Source organism: Sorangium sp. So ce590, assembly GCF_051521365.1.
Taxonomy (GTDB): domain Bacteria; phylum Myxococcota_A; class Polyangia; order Polyangiales; family Polyangiaceae; genus Sorangium.
In genome coordinates, this window is record NZ_CP150346.1 from 3,990,673 (window position 1) to 4,010,321 (window position 19,649).

Annotated in this window: 8 protein-coding genes; 3 read left to right on the forward strand and 5 right to left on the reverse strand. The window is 73.5% G+C overall.

Annotation, left to right across the window (positions count from 1 at the left end; genetic code table 11):
• Nucleotides 1-13 precede the first annotated feature (13 nt).
• From WMF28_RS15070 to WMF28_RS15080, 3 genes are all read right to left on the reverse strand, one after another.
• Entirely contained in the window at nucleotides 14-4,144 is a 4,131-nt protein-coding gene (locus WMF28_RS15070) for a serine/threonine-protein kinase (protein WP_437602931.1), read from the reverse strand.
• 244 nt (nucleotides 4,145-4,388) lie between these two features.
• Complete coding sequence (locus WMF28_RS15075; RefSeq protein WP_437602932.1) at nucleotides 4,389-5,333, reverse strand: hypothetical protein; 945 nt, start codon at nucleotides 5,331-5,333, stop codon at nucleotides 4,389-4,391.
• A gap of 538 nt (nucleotides 5,334-5,871) precedes the next feature.
• Nucleotides 5,872-7,164: a PP2C family protein-serine/threonine phosphatase gene (locus WMF28_RS15080; RefSeq protein ID WP_437602933.1), complete on the reverse strand. Its 1,293-nt coding sequence runs from the start codon at nucleotides 7,162-7,164 to the stop codon at nucleotides 5,872-5,874.
• 449 nt (nucleotides 7,165-7,613) lie between these two features.
• On the opposite strand from WMF28_RS15080, the gene WMF28_RS15085 reads away from it, so the two are divergent.
• From WMF28_RS15085 to mutS, 3 genes are all read left to right on the forward strand, one after another.
• Nucleotides 7,614-9,389 (forward strand): hypothetical protein, encoded by a 1,776-nt coding sequence (locus WMF28_RS15085; RefSeq protein ID WP_437602934.1) that lies wholly within the window; start codon nucleotides 7,614-7,616, stop codon nucleotides 9,387-9,389.
• Nucleotides 9,386-12,253: a hypothetical protein gene (locus WMF28_RS15090; RefSeq protein WP_437602935.1), complete on the forward strand. Its 2,868-nt coding sequence runs from the start codon at nucleotides 9,386-9,388 to the stop codon at nucleotides 12,251-12,253. The genes WMF28_RS15085 and WMF28_RS15090 overlap by 4 nt, the downstream gene beginning before the upstream one ends.
• Nucleotides 12,254-12,393: 140 nt before the next feature.
• Nucleotides 12,394-15,087 (forward strand): DNA mismatch repair protein MutS, encoded by a 2,694-nt coding sequence (gene mutS / locus WMF28_RS15095; RefSeq protein WP_437602936.1) that lies wholly within the window; start codon nucleotides 12,394-12,396, stop codon nucleotides 15,085-15,087.
• A 34-nt stretch (nucleotides 15,088-15,121) separates the two neighbouring features.
• Here the strand turns inward: mutS and WMF28_RS15100 are convergent, their stop codons facing one another.
• Together WMF28_RS15100 and WMF28_RS15105 are read right to left on the reverse strand one after the other, a co-directional pair.
• Nucleotides 15,122-17,158 (reverse strand): IgGFc-binding protein, encoded by a 2,037-nt coding sequence (locus WMF28_RS15100; RefSeq protein ID WP_437602937.1) that lies wholly within the window; start codon nucleotides 17,156-17,158, stop codon nucleotides 15,122-15,124.
• Entirely contained in the window at nucleotides 17,158-19,263 is a 2,106-nt protein-coding gene (locus WMF28_RS15105; RefSeq protein WP_437602938.1) for an IPT/TIG domain-containing protein, read from the reverse strand. Before WMF28_RS15105 ends, WMF28_RS15100 begins: the two co-directional genes overlap by 1 nt.
• Between the last annotated feature and the right edge of the window lie 386 nt (nucleotides 19,264-19,649).

A 19,649-nucleotide genomic window follows, 5' to 3' on the forward strand; every position in this document is an offset into this window, starting at 1 on the left:
CGGCCACCCAACGTCAAGAACGTGGCGCGCCCTTCTCGCGCGCCGGAGCCGCCGCGCCCTCGGCGTGAGCATCGTTGCCCTGCGCGGGCCCCGCGGGATCGTCGCCCGGCGCCTCGGCGCGATCCCTCCGCGACGCGGTGCCGCTGGCGGTCCTCGCGCCCTTGCTCGGCGACGGCGCCGCAACGGCCTGCCTGGCGGATGGATCCGCGCCGTGCGGAGTCTGCAGCGCCGAGGGCGCGGGCAGCGACCGGCCGAGGCGCTCGTGGGCGAGGGAGATGAGCCGCCCGACGTCGTCGCTCCCGCGCAGGAACGCCTCGCGGTGGCGGGGATCCCGGAGCGCCTCGACGCGCGCGGCCAGGGAGGTGAACGCGGCGTCGAGCGCGGCGTCCGCCTCCCGCTCCTCCCCGGTCGCGAGGAGGGACTCCACGAGCGTGACGCGGATCGCGTCGTCCCACGCCTCGATGGGCCCGCCCTCCAGGTGGCGCGCGGCCTCGCGCGCCGCGTCGACCGCGGCCCGGAGCTCGCGCCGCGCCAGCTGGACGCGGGCGAGCGCGAAGCTCGCCATCGCCTGCAGCGCCGTCGCGTGGCGCGCGGTCTCCTCGCAGAGCCAGCGCGCGATGGCGTGGGCGGTTCCATAGTCGCCGGGCGCGCCGCGCCAGACGAGGAAGATCGCCTCGTACAGCCGGCCGACGATCCTGAGGCGCGCGAGGTGGCAGTCGTCGGCGATCCGGCCCGCCTGGCGCTCGTGCGCGATGCCCTCCTCGATGTTGCCGAGCCGCGCGTACGACATGCCGAGGTTGTGGAGCGCGAAGCCCTCGATCGCCCGGATCTTCCGGCTCCGCGCGCCCTGCAGCGCGCGCTCGAGCAGCGCCTGCGCCTCCTCGAACAGGCCGAGGTGGTTCAGGACCGAGCCGGTGTTCAGGCGGGCCTTCGCCGCGATGATCGCGTCGCCGGCGGCGTCGGCGTCGGCGATGAGCGACGCGCCCGCAGAGGCCGCGGCGGACAGGTCGCCGACGTGCATCAGCGCGGCGAGGTGCGCCTCCCGGGTGTGGAGGAGCGCGGCCGTCGAGCCGCTCGCGCGCGCGACCTCCATCGCCGCCTCGGCGGCGCACCGCGCCTCGGCGGGCCGGCTCAGGTCCACGAGGCCGCGGACGCGCGACGCGAGCAGCCTCGCGCGGATCGACGGGGAGAGCGCCGCCGCGAACTGCGGCGAGAGCGCCGAGGCGGCGCGCGCGTCCCCCTCGGCGCTCTCGCCGGCCGCGATCATGCACGTCACCGCGAGGAGCTGCGCCTCGCCCCACAGATCCGAGCCGGGCAGCGCGAGGCGCGCGGCCTCCTCCGCGGCGTCGAGCCCCTCGGGGATGCGGCCCATCAGCTCGCAGACCTCGCCCCGGTGGACAAGGAGCGTCGCGCGCGTGGTCCCCTCGGCCCCGCAGGCGAGCCCGCGCGTCGCGAGATCGAGCGCCGCGTCGAGCTCGGCGCCGCTCGCCACCGCGCCCCGGGCCGCCCGCGCGTAGAGCAGCGCGGCCCGCGTCTTCTCGCCGCCGGCCTCCGCGTGGCGCGCGATGAGCCCCGGATCGACGTCGCCCGCGGACTCGATCCAGGCGGCCGCGGCGCGGTGGAGCGCGGCGCGGTCCTCCTCGAGGATCGAGGCGTACCCCGCGTCGCGCACGAGCGCCTGGCGGAACGTCCACTGCACCTGCCCCGCGACGCGAGGCTCCAGCTGGCGCGCGATGATCTCGCCCGCCTCCAGCTCGGCGAGCTCCGCGCCCACGGCGCGCTCGAGCAGCGCCTCGACGCCCGCGGTCCAGAAGACCTGGCCGAAGACGGACGCGGCGCGCAGCACCTCGCGCACCCCGCTCGACATGCGGTCGACGCGGAGCTGCACGAGCGCCTGCACGCTGAGCGGCACGTCGTCGCGCCCCTCCGCGGCGTGCCGGATGAGCTCCTCCAGGAACAGCGCGTAGCCGCCGGCGCGCTGCACGATGGCGCTGCGCGTGGCCGGGTCGGCCTGGGGGAGGGCGGTCGCCACGAGGCGATCCGCGGCCTGCGGCGACAGCGGCGAGAGCGTCAAGCGGGTCACGTTGCGCTGCTGCCACAGCGACGGGAAGCGGCTCGCGAGCTCGGGGCGCGCGAAGGCGAACACGCCGAAGCGGAGGTCGGTGCAGCCGAGCAGCCAGTCGACGAGCTCGACGGTGGTGCTGTCCGCCCAGTGCATGTCCTCGATGACCAGGATCTGCGGCGTGCTCTCGGACTTCGAGCGGAAGAACGCCTCGATCGCCATCCGCATGCGCGATTCCATGAGCTGCGGGGCCTCGCGGGCGGCGCGCAGCGGCTCGTTGCCCTCGTTGGGGAAGGGCACGCCGGCGAGCTCCCCGATGAAGCCCGCGAGGAAGCGCAGCGGGCGGGCCAGGCGCACCGCCACGTGGGCGTTCACCTTCTGCACCTGGTCCTCGAGGCGCTCGCCGTCGTGGATGCCCATGAGCGCGCGCAGGGCGCGGCCGAGGCCGGAGAGCCCCGACCCCTGGCTCATCGGATCGCCGCGACAGAGCAGGATGACCGGCGCGTGCGGCGCCATGTCGAGGCGCTGGATCAGCTCGGCGCGGACGCGGCTCTTGCCGATGCCGGCCGGGCCGGTCACGAGCGCGGCGCGCGGGATCGCGTCCTCGGCGACGTCGCTGAAGATGCCCTGGAGCCGCGCGATCTCGTGCTCGCGCCCGATGGTCGGCGTGGGGTGCCCGAGGAGCTTCCGCGCGTCGAAGCCGGCCGCGTCCTCGTGGAGGAGCACGCCGCCGCGCGCGTCCTCCTGGACCACGAACCGCCCCTCGAGCGCCGCGGTCGCGTACCCGTCGATCCGGACCGCGCCGGGCACGGCGGACTCGAGCTGCTGCGCCGCGCGCTCGAGCGCCTCGCCCGCGAGGTTCGTGCGGCCGCGGACGGCGTGCCCGACCGCGACCGAGACCCGCGCGCCCGGCGTCGACCTGGCGACGGTCAGCGCCGCCCGCGCGGCGCGCATCGCCTCGTCCCCGCGCGAGCGCTCCACCCCGAGCACCGCGACCATCTTCCCGCTGAGGAGCGGCTCGAGCCGCGCGTCGTCGCCGAGGACCTCGCGGAGCGCGGCGTCCACCTCGGGGCGGAGCGGCCCGGCGCCCAGCTCGAAGAGCACGCAGGCGACAACGCGCCGCTCGCTCGTGGCGAGCCGCACCTGCGGCCGCTCGTCGACCGGCCCGGCGGGGCTCGCCGGGCCCGACCGGATCTCCGGCGCCGCCGCGCGGCGGATCGCCGAGGCGGACCTGTCGGTCGCGGGGGGGTCGTTGTTGAGCTCCCCGACCCGCGCGAGCGCGCGCGCGAGCTCGCCGCCGTTCTCGTACCGCACCTCGCGATCGCGGGCGATGGCGCGCGTGATCACCTCGTCGAGCGCCTCCGGCACGTCGAAGCGGACCTGCGCCGCGCGCGGCGGGTCCTCGAGGACGAGGCGGCCGAGCAGGGCGATCGCGTGCTCGGTCTCGAAGACGTTCCTGCCGGTGACCAGGCGGAACAGGACGGAGCCCAGCGAGTAGACGTCGGCCCGCGCGTCCACGTGCTCGCCGCGCGCCTGCTCGGGCGCCATGAAGTGCGGGGTGCCGATGATCGTGCCGCGCTCGGTGGGGCAGTCGTCCGGGACCGCGAGCTTCACGACGCCGAAGTCGATCAGCTTGATCGCGGTGCCCTTGCCGCGGACGAGGAAGATGTTGGAGAGCTTGAGGTCGCGGTGGACGACGTCGCGGGCGTGGATGGCCGCCATGGCGGCCGCGCTGCGCCGGACGACCTCCACCGAGTCGCGCAGGCCGAGCGGCGCGCGCCGCTGGCGCTGCCCGAGGTCCTCGCCGTCGAGCCACTCCATCGCGAAGAAGAGGCGCCCGTCGAGCCAGGTGCCGTGCGCGATGTACTGCACGATGTTCGGGTGCCGTAGATCGGCCAGGATGGCGATCTCGCGCGCGAAGCGGGCGCGCTCCTGGGGCGACGCGGCGGCGCGCAGGACCTTGATCGCGACCGGGGCGCCGGTGGACTGATCGGTGCCCTTGAAAATATCGCCCATGCCGCCGCTTCGGCTGCGGGCTTCGATCATGAAGCGGTCGTTCGGATCGGTGAACTCCGGGAGCACCGTCAGGAAAGGCTACGCGAATTCCGCGGCTTCATGCCAGCGAGAAGGCGCTCCGCGCCACGAGGGGCGCCGGCGGGCGGCCTGGGCCGAAGCGCGTCTCGCGCCGCGCGGCGCCCGGCTCAAGCGGGTCCCGCGCGCCGCGCGGCGCCCGATGGAGCCGGGCTGGTCCTCGAAAATTCCAGCCACGATCCACGTCGCCGCGCCGTCCTCACCACCATCCATCCCGCGCGTGGCTCCTGCGCGCTCAGAACGCCGCGATCACGCCGGCGCCGACGGACGCGCTGAGATGAGGAGCCCGCAGGACGTCGACGTGCGGGCGCTCCTGGAGCCCGACGGCCGTGAGGAGATCGAGGTGGGTGGTGAACGAGAGCCAGTCGTTCAGCGCGAGCTCGACCCCGGTGCGGAACCCGAGGGCCACGAACACCAAGAGCAGCGCGCTGTCGCTGCCGCGCTGCCCGGTGAGCGTCAGCAGGCCGAACTCCACGAGGGCGCAGGTGGCGAGCACGTCGTTCGTGTGAAGGCACGGAACGAGGGCGTTCGTGACGAGGATGCGGGTGTTCATCGGCTCCCCGCCCGGGCTCGATGTGTCCAGGCTCCACCCCCGGCCGCTCGCGCCTGAGCTCAGGGGGAGGAACGCGCTGCGGCCCTCCAGCGCGAAGGAGAGGCGGTTCGACCAGTGCGCCCTGCAGAACCAGGAGGCGCCGCCGATCAGCTGATCGGTCAGCCCGATCTGCGCGAACACGCCGGTGCCTGCCCGGAGCGTGCTCAAGATCCCGGCGGGCTCGCTCGCGGGGGCCGGGCGCGCCGGCGGCGGTCGTGACCGCGGCGGAGCCGGGGGCGGCGCGAGCTCGGGGCGCGGCGGCGCCGCTGCGGGAGCCTGTGCATCGCTGCCGAACGGCGTCAGCGCGAAGGCGATCGAGAGCGCGATGTAGCTGGTGAGCAGCTCGCAGCCGGCGTCGCTGTCAGGAGCGCTGAAATAGCGCGGGGCGGAGGCCGTGCCGCCCTCGTCCCGGTACCGGAGGGTCGCGACCAGCATCGCGTCACGCTTCCCGAGCGCGACGTCGACCTCCTCGGGCGCGTCCTCGCGGAAAGGGTCGTAACCCGTGCGCAGACGGACCTGCTCGCGCAGCGCGCCCTCGACAGAGCACGACGTCGCTCGCGCATCCTCGCTGTAGTGCATCCGCAGCATGCGGCGTGTCGGCTCTGCTGCAAGCGCGGGCGCGCTGAGCAGGAGAGAGGCGAAAACAATCTTGCAGAGAAAGGATCGTGGCATTCCGGTTCAATGGCTCCGCCGAGGAGCTGCTCGCGGCAGCCATTGAGAGCTCTCGAGGCATAGCGCGTCAAGAGCTCATGACGCTTCTTTTGATGCAGGCTCGAGCCCAGCAAGCCAGTCATGGTGTGATAATCGAAGATGGCGAACCGTAATGGGTGCGTCAGCGCGATTACGCGTGAGCGTGAGACGAATCTGTGACGATTCTGGCCAGTGGCCCGTATTCGGCTGTCGAGCGGCCCATCGAGCGAGTGTGTCTGTGTTCGTGGCAATCGAAGCGCGCTGTCCGTAAAGGCGCGCAACCATGGCGTGCGAACAGCGCGTGGCGACCGCGGGCGCGCGGCGGACGAGCGCGCTCCGCCGACACAGCGCGGACCGCTCGGTCGGCGCTGCGCGGGGTCGGGCTCGATGGAGATGGCGGGAGAGGGGGAGAGGAGGGAGAGAGGACGTCGAGCGATCAGCCCGCGCCGGCGCCGGCGCTGGCGCGGGAGGCGAGCCGCGCGAGGTCCTTGGGGTCGCTGACCCGGACGAGGATCACGGTGATGTTGTCGCGCCCGCCGCCTGCGTTCGCCTTCTCGATGAGCGCCTGGGACGCCTTCTCGGGATCGGGCTCGGCGAGGAGGATGTCGCGGATGGCCTCGTGCGGCGTCATCTTCGACAGGCCGTCGGAGCAGAGGAGGTAGACGTCGCCGGGGTGGGGGCGAGCGATGATCAGGTCGACCTTGACCGCGGGGGAGATCCCGATCGCCCGGCTCAGGTGGTTCGCCATCGGTCCGGTGATCCCCGCGGCGCCCATCGTGTGATCGGTGGTGAGCTGCGTCAGCTCGTTGTCGCGGAGGCGATAACAGCGGCTGTCGCCCACGTGGCCGATGTAGAGGCGCTGCTTGTTGGGGGAGAACCGGGCGCTGACGAGGGTCGTGCCCATGCCGTTGAGGCTCCGCTCGGCGTGGGCCCGGTCGTAGATGGCCTGGTTCGCCCGCTGGATCGCGACCGCGAGCTCGCCGCCGCGACGCGGGACGTCGGGGTAGGGGCTCTCGGCGTCGCTGTCCACGAACGACTGGTCCTTGAACGACCGCGCGATCGTGTCGACCGCGAGGCGGCTGGCGACGTCGCCGCCCGCGTGGCCGCCCATGCCGTCCGCCACGGCGAACAGGTAGTGCTCGTCCAGGCAGAGATAGCAGTCCTCGTTCTTCTTGCGCTTCTGGCCGGGGTCCGTCTGCCCGACGGCGCTGATGAGCAGGAGCGGCGACGAGCTGGTCGGCTCGTCGACGGCTGCATCGTCGTCGTAGATGATCGGGACGGCGGAGGGCTCCTCGCGCTCGTTGTCGTCGTCGTCGTCGTCATCGTCGTCGCCGCCGTACGACGGAGCGCTCGCGCGCCTGATCGTGCTCAGCACCTCCGGCGGCGCCAGCGTGATCAGCGTCAGGTCGTCGTCGTCGAAGGCGTCGTCGTCGTCGAGGCGCGCTGGCCCGTTCGGTCGTCTCCAGTCAGCGCCCGAGATCCGCTCCGCGCGGCCATGTCCACCCGTGGTCTTCGCGTGCGAGCTCTCGCCTGCGGGCACACGCGCGCCGTCCTGCGTGCCGGTTGCGTCCGGCCTCGTCGTTGTATCTTCGAGATCTGCCTCCCCCTCGTCGAGGGCATGGGCTCCTGGGCCACCCAGCGCCGGCGTCGTCGCCGCGCGGGGCCGGGCCCGGTCGCCGTTGTTTGAACGAAAATACCAATAGATTAGCCCGAGAAGGGCGATTCCCATGACAAGGGCGGCTGCGAGATCGGCCATGTCCCGGCGACCAACGTAGCAAAGGCGCGCCGCGTCTCCGAGATCAACATGCAGGGGGACGGACGACGGCGATCGATCTTGCGCCGGCTTCGGCCGGCGGCCCCGCGCCGGAAGGGCCCACCTTGGGTACCCATCAGCGCAGGAGAGCGACGTTGCGTCCCGTCGTGGGGCACGCTGCCGCAGGCCACGGCGCGCTCTGACGGCGCGCTCTAAAGGAGGCGGCCCCGCCCTGCTGTGTGCGCTCGCCAGGGGTCGGCCACGGCCGTGCTGCGTTGCGGCACGCTGCGCGGCACGCTGCGCGCTCCCCGGCGCCGGCTTCGTGAGCCGACGCTCGCGCCGGCGTGTTCGGCGTGCGTCCGCCGCAAACGAACTCGTGGAGCGGGTTGCCAGTGCTCGTGACGCTGACTAGTCTCCGCGCCCGCATGAAGCTAGCCCGCGCACTTCTCCAGACACCTCGCGTCGTCGGTGTGGGCCTCGTCGCCTCGATCCTGGGCGGGCTCGGGGTTGCCGGCTGCTTCGTTGACAGCGAGGGGCTCCCGCCGCCGGCCGAGGGGTTCTACTTCCCGACAGGCCTGGCGACGTCTCCGGGCGGCCGGGTCCTCTACGTCGCGAACTCGGACTTCGATCTCCGGTACAACGGCGGCACGGTCCAGGCGCTGGATCTCCAGCGGCTGCGCAAGAGGGCGCTCGCTCTCCAGGGGGCGCTCACCCCGCGCGAGGCGGGCGAGGGCGCCGGCGGCGCCGTGAGCGCGGCGTGCCAGGCCGTGGGCCTCTCGACAAACCCTGCGCCGCTGCTCCACCCGGGGCCGTGCGCGCCCCTCGACCTCTCCGCCCTCGAGGGCGACGAGGAGGTCGTGCGGGGCTCGGCCGTGCTCGGGGCGTTTGCGTCGAACGTCCTCCTCGTGCACCGGCCGCTCGTCGGCGAGCTCGCCGACAGCGCCGCGGACGCGCCTCTGGCGCGGCTGTTCGTGCCCGTCCGGGGCGACCCCTCGGTGACCTTCTTCGACCTCGCCGACGATCGGCTCGACGCCCCCGACGCGCAGCGCTGCAGCGGGGACTCCTGCTTTCGGCTGGACTGCGGCGCTGCCGCGGCGGGCGGGCGCTGCGGCAGGGACCACCGCATCGGGGAGGATCCGGGCCAGGGGCTCATCCGGCGCAAGCTGCCGCTCGAGCCGCTCGGGATCGCCGCCGGCCCGGACGGGACGAGCGTCGTCGTCTCGCACCAGACGGAAGACATCGTGAGCGTCATCGCGAACCCCTGGGAGCAAGGGAAGAGACCGCAGCTGGCCGCGGTCCTCCCGGATCTCGCCCTCGGGCCCACGGAGCTCGCGGCCGTGCCGCGCCCGCGCCTCATCACCGAGGTGAAGGCAGCCAAGCAGGAGATCGACTACCAGCCCGCGTTCGCGCTCACGTTCATCGCGGCGCCGCAGCTCGACCTGATCCGTTACCAGGAACCTCTCGAGGGCGCGCCGGCGCTCCTCTACCAGTCGACAACGACCCCGATCACCGCGCTCACGAGCGGCACCGACAACCGCGGGATCGCGGTCGACGCGCGGGAGCGCCAGGCGTGCGAGGTGGGTTGCGGGGCGTGCGAGGGGGACTGCGGGGAGGTCGAGGAACGCGAGCGCCACTACGCGTGCCTCGCGCAGTGCGCGGCGATCCCGCTCCAGGTGTTCGTGGCGCATCGCTTCCCGAACTCGCTGCTCATCGGCGAGGTGACGACGACGCTGGTCGAGAACGATGCAGCCGATCCCGCGAAGCCCGAGACCACGTGGGCCGCGGCGTACGAGACGCTCTCGATCCGCGACGCCGTGTCGCTCGCGGCCTACCCGTCGCGGGTCGAGGTGGGCGAGGTGATCGGGGCGGACAGCGAGCGCCATCGGAGGATCTTCGCGATCGCGTTCGACTCCGGCCGCGTGTTCTCCTACGACCCGGAAGCGCGCGGCTTCGACCCCGTCATCTCCACCGGGCGCGGACCGCAGGCGCTCGCGTTCGACACGGGCCACACCTGCGGCGACGAGAAGGAACGCTGCGACTGCGCGCCGGGCAGCGACGGCTGCGAGCCCTATTCCTTGATGTACATCGCACATTTCACCGACTCGTACCTCGGCGTCGTCGATCTCGACATGCGCAAGAACACGTCCGGAACGATGATCCTCACGGTGGGCACTCCCGTCCCGCCCCGGGAGTCCCAATGAAGCTGCGCGTTGCGCTCATCGCCCCCGCCTCGGTCCTGGCGCTCGCCGGGTGCGGCGAGGAGCCCGAGCCGGTCGCCGTCGAGGCCCTGGCGCAGTCCGGCCGGAGCGCCTTCGTCTGCCTCGCCGTCGATCGGCCGGACCCGAAGGCGCCGGGCGTTGTGCGCTCGCTGCCGATCACGGATTGCTCGAGCCGCACGGTCGAATCGCCCGGCGACTTCGGCATCGAGGAGGGCAGCGGGGGCAAGGCCACGCTGCCGCACCTCTACGCGCTCGTGACGCAGACGTTGCGCGGCGAGATCGCGGTCGTCGACATGACAACCGAGAGCTCGCCGATCCTCGATCAGGACACGGGCACGCCCGGCGCGAGCTTCCTCCCGGTCGGCGCGCAGCCGGTCGACATCGCCGCGACGCCCGGGGGCACCGCGTCGTTCGTCGCCGTCGCGGAGCCGGGGCGCGCGGGGATCTTCGCGCTCCCGTCGGCGAAGGTGCTGCCGCGCGGCGGCTGTCCGGTCCCGTCGCTCGTCTCGTGGCCGGCGTGCTCGCTCCCGTCGCCGCCCGGCGAGCTGCTGCTCGTCTCCGATCCGCCCGGACCTGACGGCAAGCTGCGGGCCTCGTGCTCGAGCGACTACGACGTCGAGCCGACGAGCCCCGGCGAGGCCGAGGCCGGCGGCGACGCCTGCGGCAGCGGGAGCGGCGACCTGAGCCAGGAGGGGCTCGGGCGGCAGAAGCTCCTCGTGACCCTGCCCGAGCTCGGCGGCTTCGCCGTGATCGACGCGCAGGCGCTCCTCCAGGACGAGCGGTACCAGGACGGCGGGTTCGCGCCGTGCGAGGTGGAGCGGTGGGTCCCCCTCCAGGCCTCGCTGCCGCTCTCGCCGCCGGCCGCGCCGCCCGATGAGGCGCCGGACGGCCCGGCGGCGTGCGTCCAGCCGGCGGCCGCGGCCAGCCCGGCGCAGGCGCTCGCGACGCCGCGGCCCCGGGGGCTCGCGCTCGCCGACGACCGGCTGTTCATCGCCGATCTCGACGCCCCGGTGATCCACGTCGTCGACCTCCCGACGCCCTGCGAGCCGACCGAGCTGCCCCCGCTCCTGCCCGCGTCGACGCTCGACCCCGAGCGCGTCGTCACCACGAGCCGCCTCGCGGTGAGCCAGGCGTTGCCGCCCGATTTCCGCCGCTACCTCTACGCGGTCGACGCGGGCGACGGCAGCGTGATGGTCTTCGACGTCAGCGACGGCGCGTCCGGCCAGTCGCCGCTCGCGCGCCCGAATCCGGAGTGGAACCCGTTCCAGCCCCCCGACCGGATCCGCCTGGCGGCGCCGGTCCGCGATCTCGTGGTCGTGCAGCGCGACGCCCCCGCCATCCTCCCCGCGACGGGCGTGGCCCCGGAGGGGCTCCGGTGCGATCCCGATCCGAGCCTCAAGCCGTGCGACAGCAACGTCGCCTCGTGCGACCTCGAGACGCTGTTCCGCACGTCGGCGAACCGCGACGCCGGCGCCGGCCCGCTGAAGCTCCGCGGCTCGTTCGCGTACCTGGTGCTCACGAACGGCCAGGTCGCCGTCGTCGACGTCGACGACCTCGACGCGGCCTGCCGCGGGCCCGAGCAGCGGAGCCTCCGCGCCGGCTGCGCCGAGGGCGCATCGGAGGGCGACCCGCGGCTCAAGACGAGCGGCGAGGCCTCCTGCAACGTCGTCCTCCCGCACGCGCTCCGCTCGCGGAGCTACGTCGCGACGAGCGACGCCGTCGGTGTGCGCGAGCCCGGCGTGCAGGGCCTGCCGATCCTCTACGATCGCAGCGGCACGGTCGTGCAGCTCTCCGCGGCGAGCCCGAAGATGCGCGCCACGTTCCCGTCCGACGCGGCGGACGCGCCGGCGCTCACGCTCGCGGTGGGGGTCGAGCCCCTGACGATCGAGTCGGTCGACAGCGCCGACAGCGCGCTCGACGAGCAGGGGCTCGTGCTGAGGTCCGGCGAGCCGCATCACGCGCTGACGATGAACGTCGAGGACCCCCGCGTGCACCTCGTCAACGAGACGTGGACCGTGACCTACGAGGGGGTGCTCCCCGGGTTCACGAAGACCTTCGTCCACTTCGACGGGGACGGCCACCTCCGGAGCGGCGACGCCCGCTTCTGCCGTCGCGGCGTGCAGAGCCTGAACAGCGTCAAGGACCAGCCGGTCCCCGCGGGCGTCGACGCCGCGCAGCTCGCCGACTTCGTGCAGATCACGTCCGAGCTCCCGGGCGAGGACACCCGGTACTGGACCGACGTCGACGAGGCCGTGTGCTCGTTCGACAGCTGCAACGCGAAATACGGCAACGTCATCACGTCGCGCCCGGGGCTCCGCGTCGTGGAGGCCTACGACGATCACCTCGAGCTCGATCAGGGCGACCCCGAGGTCGCGTTCGCGGCGTGCTGCTTCCCCGGAGAGATGCAGATCGGCGTCCGCGCCGGAGGCCAGTGGGTCGTCCGGAGCAACGCGGCCGGCTTCCTGCACCACGTCATCGCCGATCCGGCCACGGGCGCGTGCCGCAACTCGTGCGACGCGCGCCTCGGGCGGCTCAACGGGCGCGCCGTGCACACGCCCGGCGACGGGCGGGTCACCGACGGCGATCCGGGCGCGTTCGTCAACCCGATGTTCCGCTTCGCGATCACGGGCGGCGCGCCCGAGCCCGAGCAGGACATGCAGTTCCGCTTCACCACCCAGGGGGCGTTCAACCCCCTGCTCGTCGAGCTCGTGAACGAGGCGGAGCTCCAGCCGCAGGCCATCCGGTTCGTCCCGGCGACCGGAGAGCTCGCCATCACCGACGGCTCGCTCCAGGGCCTGATCCTGCTGGGCGGGAGCGGCGCCGAGGTCGTGCGCCGGTTCCACTGAGGCGCTCGCCCAGCCCGCGCGCCATTCCGATCTCCTCGCCAATTTTTCCACGAAAACGTGGCAAAAACGTGGGGCGAACGCTGAAAGAACGCTCGAATCCCGCGTAGACCTCATCGGGCGTCGCGGCTAATACGCCGGCGATGCATCCGTCCGAGCAGCCTGCGGCCAGGAAGAAGCTGACCCCGGTGATGCGCCAGTACGAGGACGCGAAGGCGCTCCACCCGGACGCCGTCCTCTTCTTCCGGATGGGCGACTTCTACGAGATGTTCAACGACGACGCGGTCCTCGTGTCGCGCGCGCTGAACCTGACGCTCACGAGCCGCAACAAGGGGGAGCCCGAGGAGTCCCCCATGGCCGGCGTCCCGCACCACGCCGCGCACGGGTACATCGCGCGGCTCCTCGCGCTCGGCCACAAGGTGGCGATCTGCGAGCAGATCGGGGACCCGTCGAAGATCAAGGGGCTCGTGCCGCGGCAGGTGGTGCGCGTCGTCACGCCGGGGCTCGTGACCGAGACAGATCAGCTCGACGCGCGCGCCAACCACTACCTGGCGGCCGTCGACGGCGGCGGCGCGCCGCGGGGCGACGGCGGCGCCGCGGGGGGGCCGTACGGCCTCTCGCTGCTCGATCTCTCCACGGGCGAGCTCTCGGCCACCTCGCTCCCGGACGCCACGGCGCTGCTCGCGGAGCTCGCCCGCGCGGATCCGCGCGAGGCGCTGATCGCCCGGGACCTGCCGGACATCCGCGCGGCCGCGACCTCGCTCTCCTGCCGCGCGGCGCTGCGCGACGACGACGAGCTCGACAGCGCGCAGGTCGCGTCGATCCTCGACGACGCCGCGATCGAGCCGATCTCGGCGGCGGCGCTGGCCGAGCACCCGCTCCCGGCGGTGCGCGCGGCGGCGCGGGCGCTGCGCTTCGCGCGCCGCTGCAGCCCCGGCGCGCGCATCCCGGTGCGCCGCATCGCCCCGCACGACACCTCGGGCACGCTGCGCATCGACGAGACCGCCCAGGCGCACCTGGAGCTCGCGCGGGCCGCCGACGGCGGCCGCCGCGGCTCGCTGCTCGACGTCATCGACGGCACGGTCACCCCGGGCGGCGCCCGGCTCCTGCGCCGCCGCTTGCTCACGCCGCTCGCGGACGTCGCGGCCATCCGCCGGCGCCTCGACGAGGTGGAGCTCTTCGTCGCGCACCCGCGCGCCCGGGGCGAGCTGCGGGAGGCGCTCGGCGGCGTCGGCGACCTCGAGCGCCTCAGCGTCCGCGCGCTCCTCGGCGAGGCCACCCCGCGCGACCTCGGCTGCCTGCGCGACGGCCTCACGGCGGCCCCGGGAGCCGTCGCCGCGGTCCGGTCGATCCCCGACCTCGGCGACGCGGGCGCCGAGCCGCTGCTCGCCGAGGCGGCGGCGGTGGATGTCGTCGCCGACGTCCGCGCCGAGCTCGCCGCCGCGCTGATCGAGCGGCCGCCGCCGAACGCGCGCGAGGGCGGCATCTTCCGCGAGGGCTACGACGAGGAGCTCGACGAGGCGCGCGCCGTCGAGAAGAACGCGACGGAGCTCATCCTCGCGCTCGAGGCGAAGCTGCGCGCGCAGACGGGCGCGCCGTCGCTCCGGGTCAAGTACACGCGCGTGTTCGGCTGGTACATCGAGGTGACGCGCGCGCACGTCGCCAAGGTCCCGGAGACCTTCCGCCGCAAGCAGACCGTCGCGACCGGCGAGCGGTACACGAGCGACGAGCTCGACGAGCTCGCCGACAAGATCGAGCACGCCGGCGCGCGCGCGCTGGAGCGCGAGGCGGCGCTCTTCGAGCGCCTGCGGGGCCTCGTGGCGAAGAGCGAGGGCCGCCTCCGCGCCCTCGCGCGGAAGGTCGCGTCGTGGGACGTCGCCGCCGCCCTCGCCGACGTCGCCCACCGCAACGACTACGTGCGGCCGCACGTCACGTCGGGCGAGGCGATCGCGATCCGCGACGGCCGCCACCCCGTGGTTGAGCGCTACGCGGCCGCGGGGCACTTCGTGCCGAACGACACCCGCCTCGATCTCGCGGGCGAGCGGCTCTGGCTGATCACGGGCCCCAACATGGCCGGCAAGTCGACGCTCATGCGCCAGGTCGCGCTCATCGTCGTGCTCGCGCAGATGGGCAGCTACGTGCCGGCGCGCGAGGCGGAGATCGGCCTCGTCGACCGGATCCTCTCGCGCGTGGGCGCGAGCGACAACGTCGCGCGGGGCGAGAGCACGTTCATGGTCGAGATGCGGGAGACGGCCGAGATCCTCCGCGACGCAACGCGAAGATCGCTGGTGATCCTCGACGAGATCGGCCGGGGCACGAGCACGTACGACGGCCTCGCGATCGCCTGGGCGGTGGCCGAGCACCTGCTCGACGCGATCGGCTGTCGCGCCCTGTTCGCGACGCACTACCACGAGCTGACGGAGCTCTCGTCGCGCGCGCCGGGCATCGCGAACTACTCGGTCGCCGCGCGCGAGCACGGCGACGACGTGATCTTCCTGCACAAGCTCGAGGCGGGCCCCGCGAGCCGCAGCTACGGCGTGGCGGTCGCGCGGCTCGCGGGCGTCCCCGAGGGGGTGCTCGCGCGCGCCCGCGCGATCCTCGCGACGCTGGAGTCGGGCGCCGCGCTGCCGGGCGGCAAGCACGCCTCGCTCCGCGGCCGCACGCGCGGCGGCGCCGCGCAGCTCGACCTGTTCGTCCCCGCGCAGGCGGCGGTGGCGCCGGAGCAGGCGGCCGTCATCGAGACCCTGCGCTCGGTGGACGTCGATCGGCTCGCGCCGCTCGACGCGCTGAGGCTCGTGGCGAAGCTGAAGGGCCTGCTCGGCGGCGCCGGCAAGTGACGGCGGCCATCGCGCCGGCCGCGGCCGGCGCGGCTCAATCCGGCGGCGCGATCTCCCGGAGCTCGGTGCCGCCCGCGTACGCGTAGCTCACGAACGAGTCGAACCCCGTGACGAGCAGCCCCACGGGCGCGGAGGCCGCGATCCGGTGCACGCCGTCGCGCTGCCGCCCGGGCAGCACGTTGTCCGGCGCCGGCTGCGCCGGATCGATCGTCGCGAAGCTCAGCTGGCAGCGATAGACGACGAACGGCGGCGCGCGGCGCCCGCGCTCCTCGTCGGTGAGCCCGTCGGCGGGCGCGATCTCGCACTCCTCCGGCCCGAGCGCCACGCCGTCGAGCCGCACGACGGCGGACGGCGGCGCGATCACCGAGATGAAGTCGAACGCGTACTTGTCCGGCGTCAGGAACACGTAATCCGGCCGGAACTGCTCGATCGGCGGCAGGATCACGAGGCTCGGGTCTCCGCCCGGCAGCCCTTGCCTGACCCCGGTCGCGTTCTGGCTGGCCATGATCTGCCACACGATGACCGGCTCGGAGCTCTCGATCAGGAAGTCGCCCCAGGCCATCACCTCGTGGAACTGGCCCTGCGACGACAGCGTGATCTGGTCGTCCGGCGGCGGCAGGGTCGTCTTGATCACGGCGCCCTGGCCGGTGGCGGCCATGATCCTGACGTACTCCGGCTCGGGCACGACCTCGATCTGCGCGCCGGCCTCCTTCACCGTCTGCGACCGGTTCGGCGTGTGCGGAACGGCGAACCGCTTGCCGGTCGCGCGGATCGGATCGAGCTGGTCCTCCAGGTGGTCGGCGCAGCAGCGCCGATCCGCGAGCGTGGCGAAGTGGGGCGCGTCCGAGGCCTCGCTGCCGGTGAAGACCGCGATCGGCTGATCGGCCCTGACGATCGAGCCGGTGAAATCCGCGTTGAACCCGCCGGTCTCCAGGTTGAGCACGTCGAACGCGCCGAGCTTGACCTCGATCGACCCGCCCGCCGGCGTCTCCGGGACCGGCCCGCCGCCGACGACCTTCGCCGTCGTCTTCACCTGCACGGTGGTCTCCTCGCGCGTCCCGACGATGGTCAAGAACGCCCGCAGATCGATCGGGTTCAGCGGATCGAAGTTCGTGTCCGGATCGTCCGTGCTCGCGATGGTCTGCGGCCACCCGGCGACGACGTACGCCGTCGACATCGCGCCCGGGTTGTACGTCAGCGCCTCGCGCGGCTTCAGCAGCGAGGCGTCGTTGGAGAACACGTTGGCGTTCTCCAGCGGGTTGAACTGGTAGGCGACCACGGGAAACTTCGACGTGATCTTGTACGCGTGCCGCGTGAGCGCCGTGTGCGTGCCCGTGTTGTACTTGCCCTCCGGGCTGCCATCGACCTCGCGCGGCCCGAGCTTGAACACCTGGAGGTAGAGCGGCGCGATCAGCGCGCTCGCGATCTCCACGGGGGCGGGCGCGTCGCCGGGCGCGCCGTCGTCCCGGAAGATGTGGACCTCGTTGGGCACGTCCGGCTGCGGGTTCGACACCACCACCGCGAACTGCTGCGCCGCCGCGTTGCTCGTCGCGTCGATCCGCGCGTTGTCCAGATCGACCGCCCAGTACTCGCACCCCACGTTGCTCCGCTCGACCTCGGCGACGGCGCAGAGCGGGAGGCAGCTGCCGCCGCGGCACGCCTCGGCGGCGTCCGTGTCGCACGTGTCGAGCACGTCGCCGAAGCTGCCGTCCGGCTCGCAGGTCACGACGTCCTGCCCTCGGCACGACGTCACGCCGGGCACGCACGGCCTGCACCCGAGCGCGATCGACGCGCACACGAGCCCCCGGGCGGCGCAGTCGTCGAGCGTGACCCAGGCCGGCCCCGCCGCCGTCTCCTCGCAGCGCGTGAGCTCCGCGCCGCAGCGGGTCTCGCCGGTCGTGCAGGCCGGCGGCTCCTCCGGGCGATCGCCCCACCGCACGCCGCTGTCGAAGCAGCTCGGCGACAGCGCGAGCCCCGCGGCGGTGGCGAGGAGGGCGGCGGCCGCCGCGGGCCGCGGGCGGGCGCGGCGTCGTGACCTGCGGGCGCGCGTCGGGGGGAGCGGCTCGCTCATCACAGGTGCGCGCTGAAGCTGTCGAGGGAGTAGGCCGCCATCCCTTGCGGCTTGAGCTGCCGGTAGACGAGCTTGCCGTAATCGAAGGCGCCGTACCGCGCCCCGTACACGCCGATCGTGACCGGCCCCGGCGGCAGCGCGCCGTGCTCGAGCCCGAGCTGCCGGAGGTCCGGCAGCTCGACGGCGTGCGACCCTGCCGGCACGGCCACGGTCCACCGGATGAGCCCGCTGCCGCTCGCGATGTCGTAGACGCTGAGGTCGACGGGCGCGCCCGCGCTGAACGAGGTCGCGAGGTGCGCGCCGTCCCAGGCGGTGTTCTGCGCCGGCGTCTCCACGGTCGGTACGCCCACGAAATCGCCGATGCGCACCGGCGCGCTCGTGCTCGTCGAGAGCACCCGCCCGACGACCGACAGCGGCGCGAGCCCGGCCTGGCCGGTGACGGCGCGCGCCGAGGAGTGGTAGCTCGCCCCGAACAGATCGCGGTTGAGCGGCGGGACGCCCACGAACGTCAGCCGCCCGTCGAACGGGATCAGCGGGCTCTGCGCGCCGATGGGCAGCGTGGCGAACCCGTCGTTGCCGACCATCAAGGACACGTTCGCCTGGATCCGATCCGGCCCCTTCGGCCCCTTCGCGGGCGCGATGACGTCCATCGAGAGGGCGTGGTCGAGCGGCTGGTCGATCCGCACGAACACGTCCCTCGTCACCCGGTTCGGGAGCAGCGGGATCCCGCGGACGACCCCCATGGCGTAGGCGGTGAACCGCGGCGGCGTCGTCGATCGATCCTCGAGCCCTGCCAGCGCGTAGATCGAGCGGTTGCCGGGCGCGAGGTACATCGTGAACCCGTGCCCGAGCTCTCCCGACGTGTCCGGGGTGATCGCCTGGTACTCGGGCGGCAGCCTGAAGGTCGCGAGCGGATCGACCCCCGTCGTGAACACGTACGCCGCCTGGCGCTCTGTCGCGCGCCTCGGGCTCGGGATGTTGCCCCACGCGGCGCTCCCCGGGTCGAGCGACTTATCCCAGACGAGCTCGCCTTCGAGCGCGCCCGCGTTGCCCACCTTGCCGCCGACCGGCGGGGGCGGATCGCCGGAGGCGCCGCAGGCGGGGGTGAGCACCGGGTCCAGGTACACGGTCACCGTGTCGACCGGCACGTCGACGAACGAGATCGGGCTGTGGCACGTCGCGGCGACGGTGACGGTCCGCGGGGCGTCGAGCGAGGGGTTCTCGAACACGACGACGCCGGACGCGTCCGCAACGCCGTCGAGCGCGGACGACACGTCGTTGCCCACGAGGACGCGCGCCCCCGGGATCGGGTCGCCCGTGAAGTTGTTGTAGGCGAGGACCTTGAGCCGCCCGGCGAGGGGGGCGCCGCTGAGACCGCCCTTGTAGCCGTTCTGGCTGTCCTCGTAGGTGTAGCCGTCGAGCACGAGGATCGTGTCGTCGCCGGTCGTCACCGAGATCGTCTTCGCGCCCGGCGTGCCCTGGGGCACGGTGCAGACGAGCCGGGTCGGCCCGTCGACGGCGAGCGACGTGCACGGCTTCTGATCGATCCTGGCGACGGTCGCCGCGTCCCAGCGCGTGCTCTGCCCGATGAGCTCGATCGTCGTCCCGCCGGAGATCGGCCCGCTCGATGGAGACGCATAGAGCGCGTCGTAGACGTAGCCGCCCGGCAGCGATCTCCGGGTCGAGGTGTCGTCGCCGTTCTGCGCCGCGAGCTCCACCGGCCCTGCTTCGCCCGGCGGCGCCGCCACCTGGACCCGGCTGGGATCGATCGGCACGATCGCGGACGGATCGACCTCGACGTCGCCGAACCAGACGCGGACCTTGGAGCTGAAGCCGTTGCCATGGAGCAGGACGCGCTGGCCTCCGTTGAACGGACCGTGCGTCGGGTCCGCGCCGAGCAGGGCGTGGGGATCGGCGTCTGGCAGCCCCGTGCTGGTGGTGGACGACGTTGTCTGCGGGTCCACCCCGAAGTCGCCGCCGCCGTCGCCGTCGGTCTGCCGGCGGATGCCCTCGGGGGCCGAGGCGATGCAGGCGGAGACGACCCCGAGGCTTGCGCAAATCGGGGCGAAGCGTGCAGTAAGAAAGCGTCGTGACGCGGTTCGCACGGAACCGAGTCTACGCCATCGTGGGTGCCGGGCCACGGCGCGCGCGCAGGAGCGGCGCGCGGCGCGGGGCGCCGCGCTCCCGCTTCCCGAACCCTGCGGAACCACGTGATAATGTCGCCCGCTGGCGCCCCGGCGCCGCCGCTTGACAAGCGCGGCGCATCGGGGTAGCAAACCGCCCCCTTCTCGCGGCTCGTGACGAGGGGGACAGCGGAGGTTGAATCCTCGCTTTCGCTGTCGCAGCGCCCAAATCCACACGCTCTCCTGGCACCCACGGCATTCCGCGACCCGGTGCCCCTCGACACGGACGTTTTTTCCATGTCCGCGCGAGGGGTTGGTGGCGGGAGGGGGAGCGGCGGACCAACCGAAAGGACAAAGCCGTGACCGAT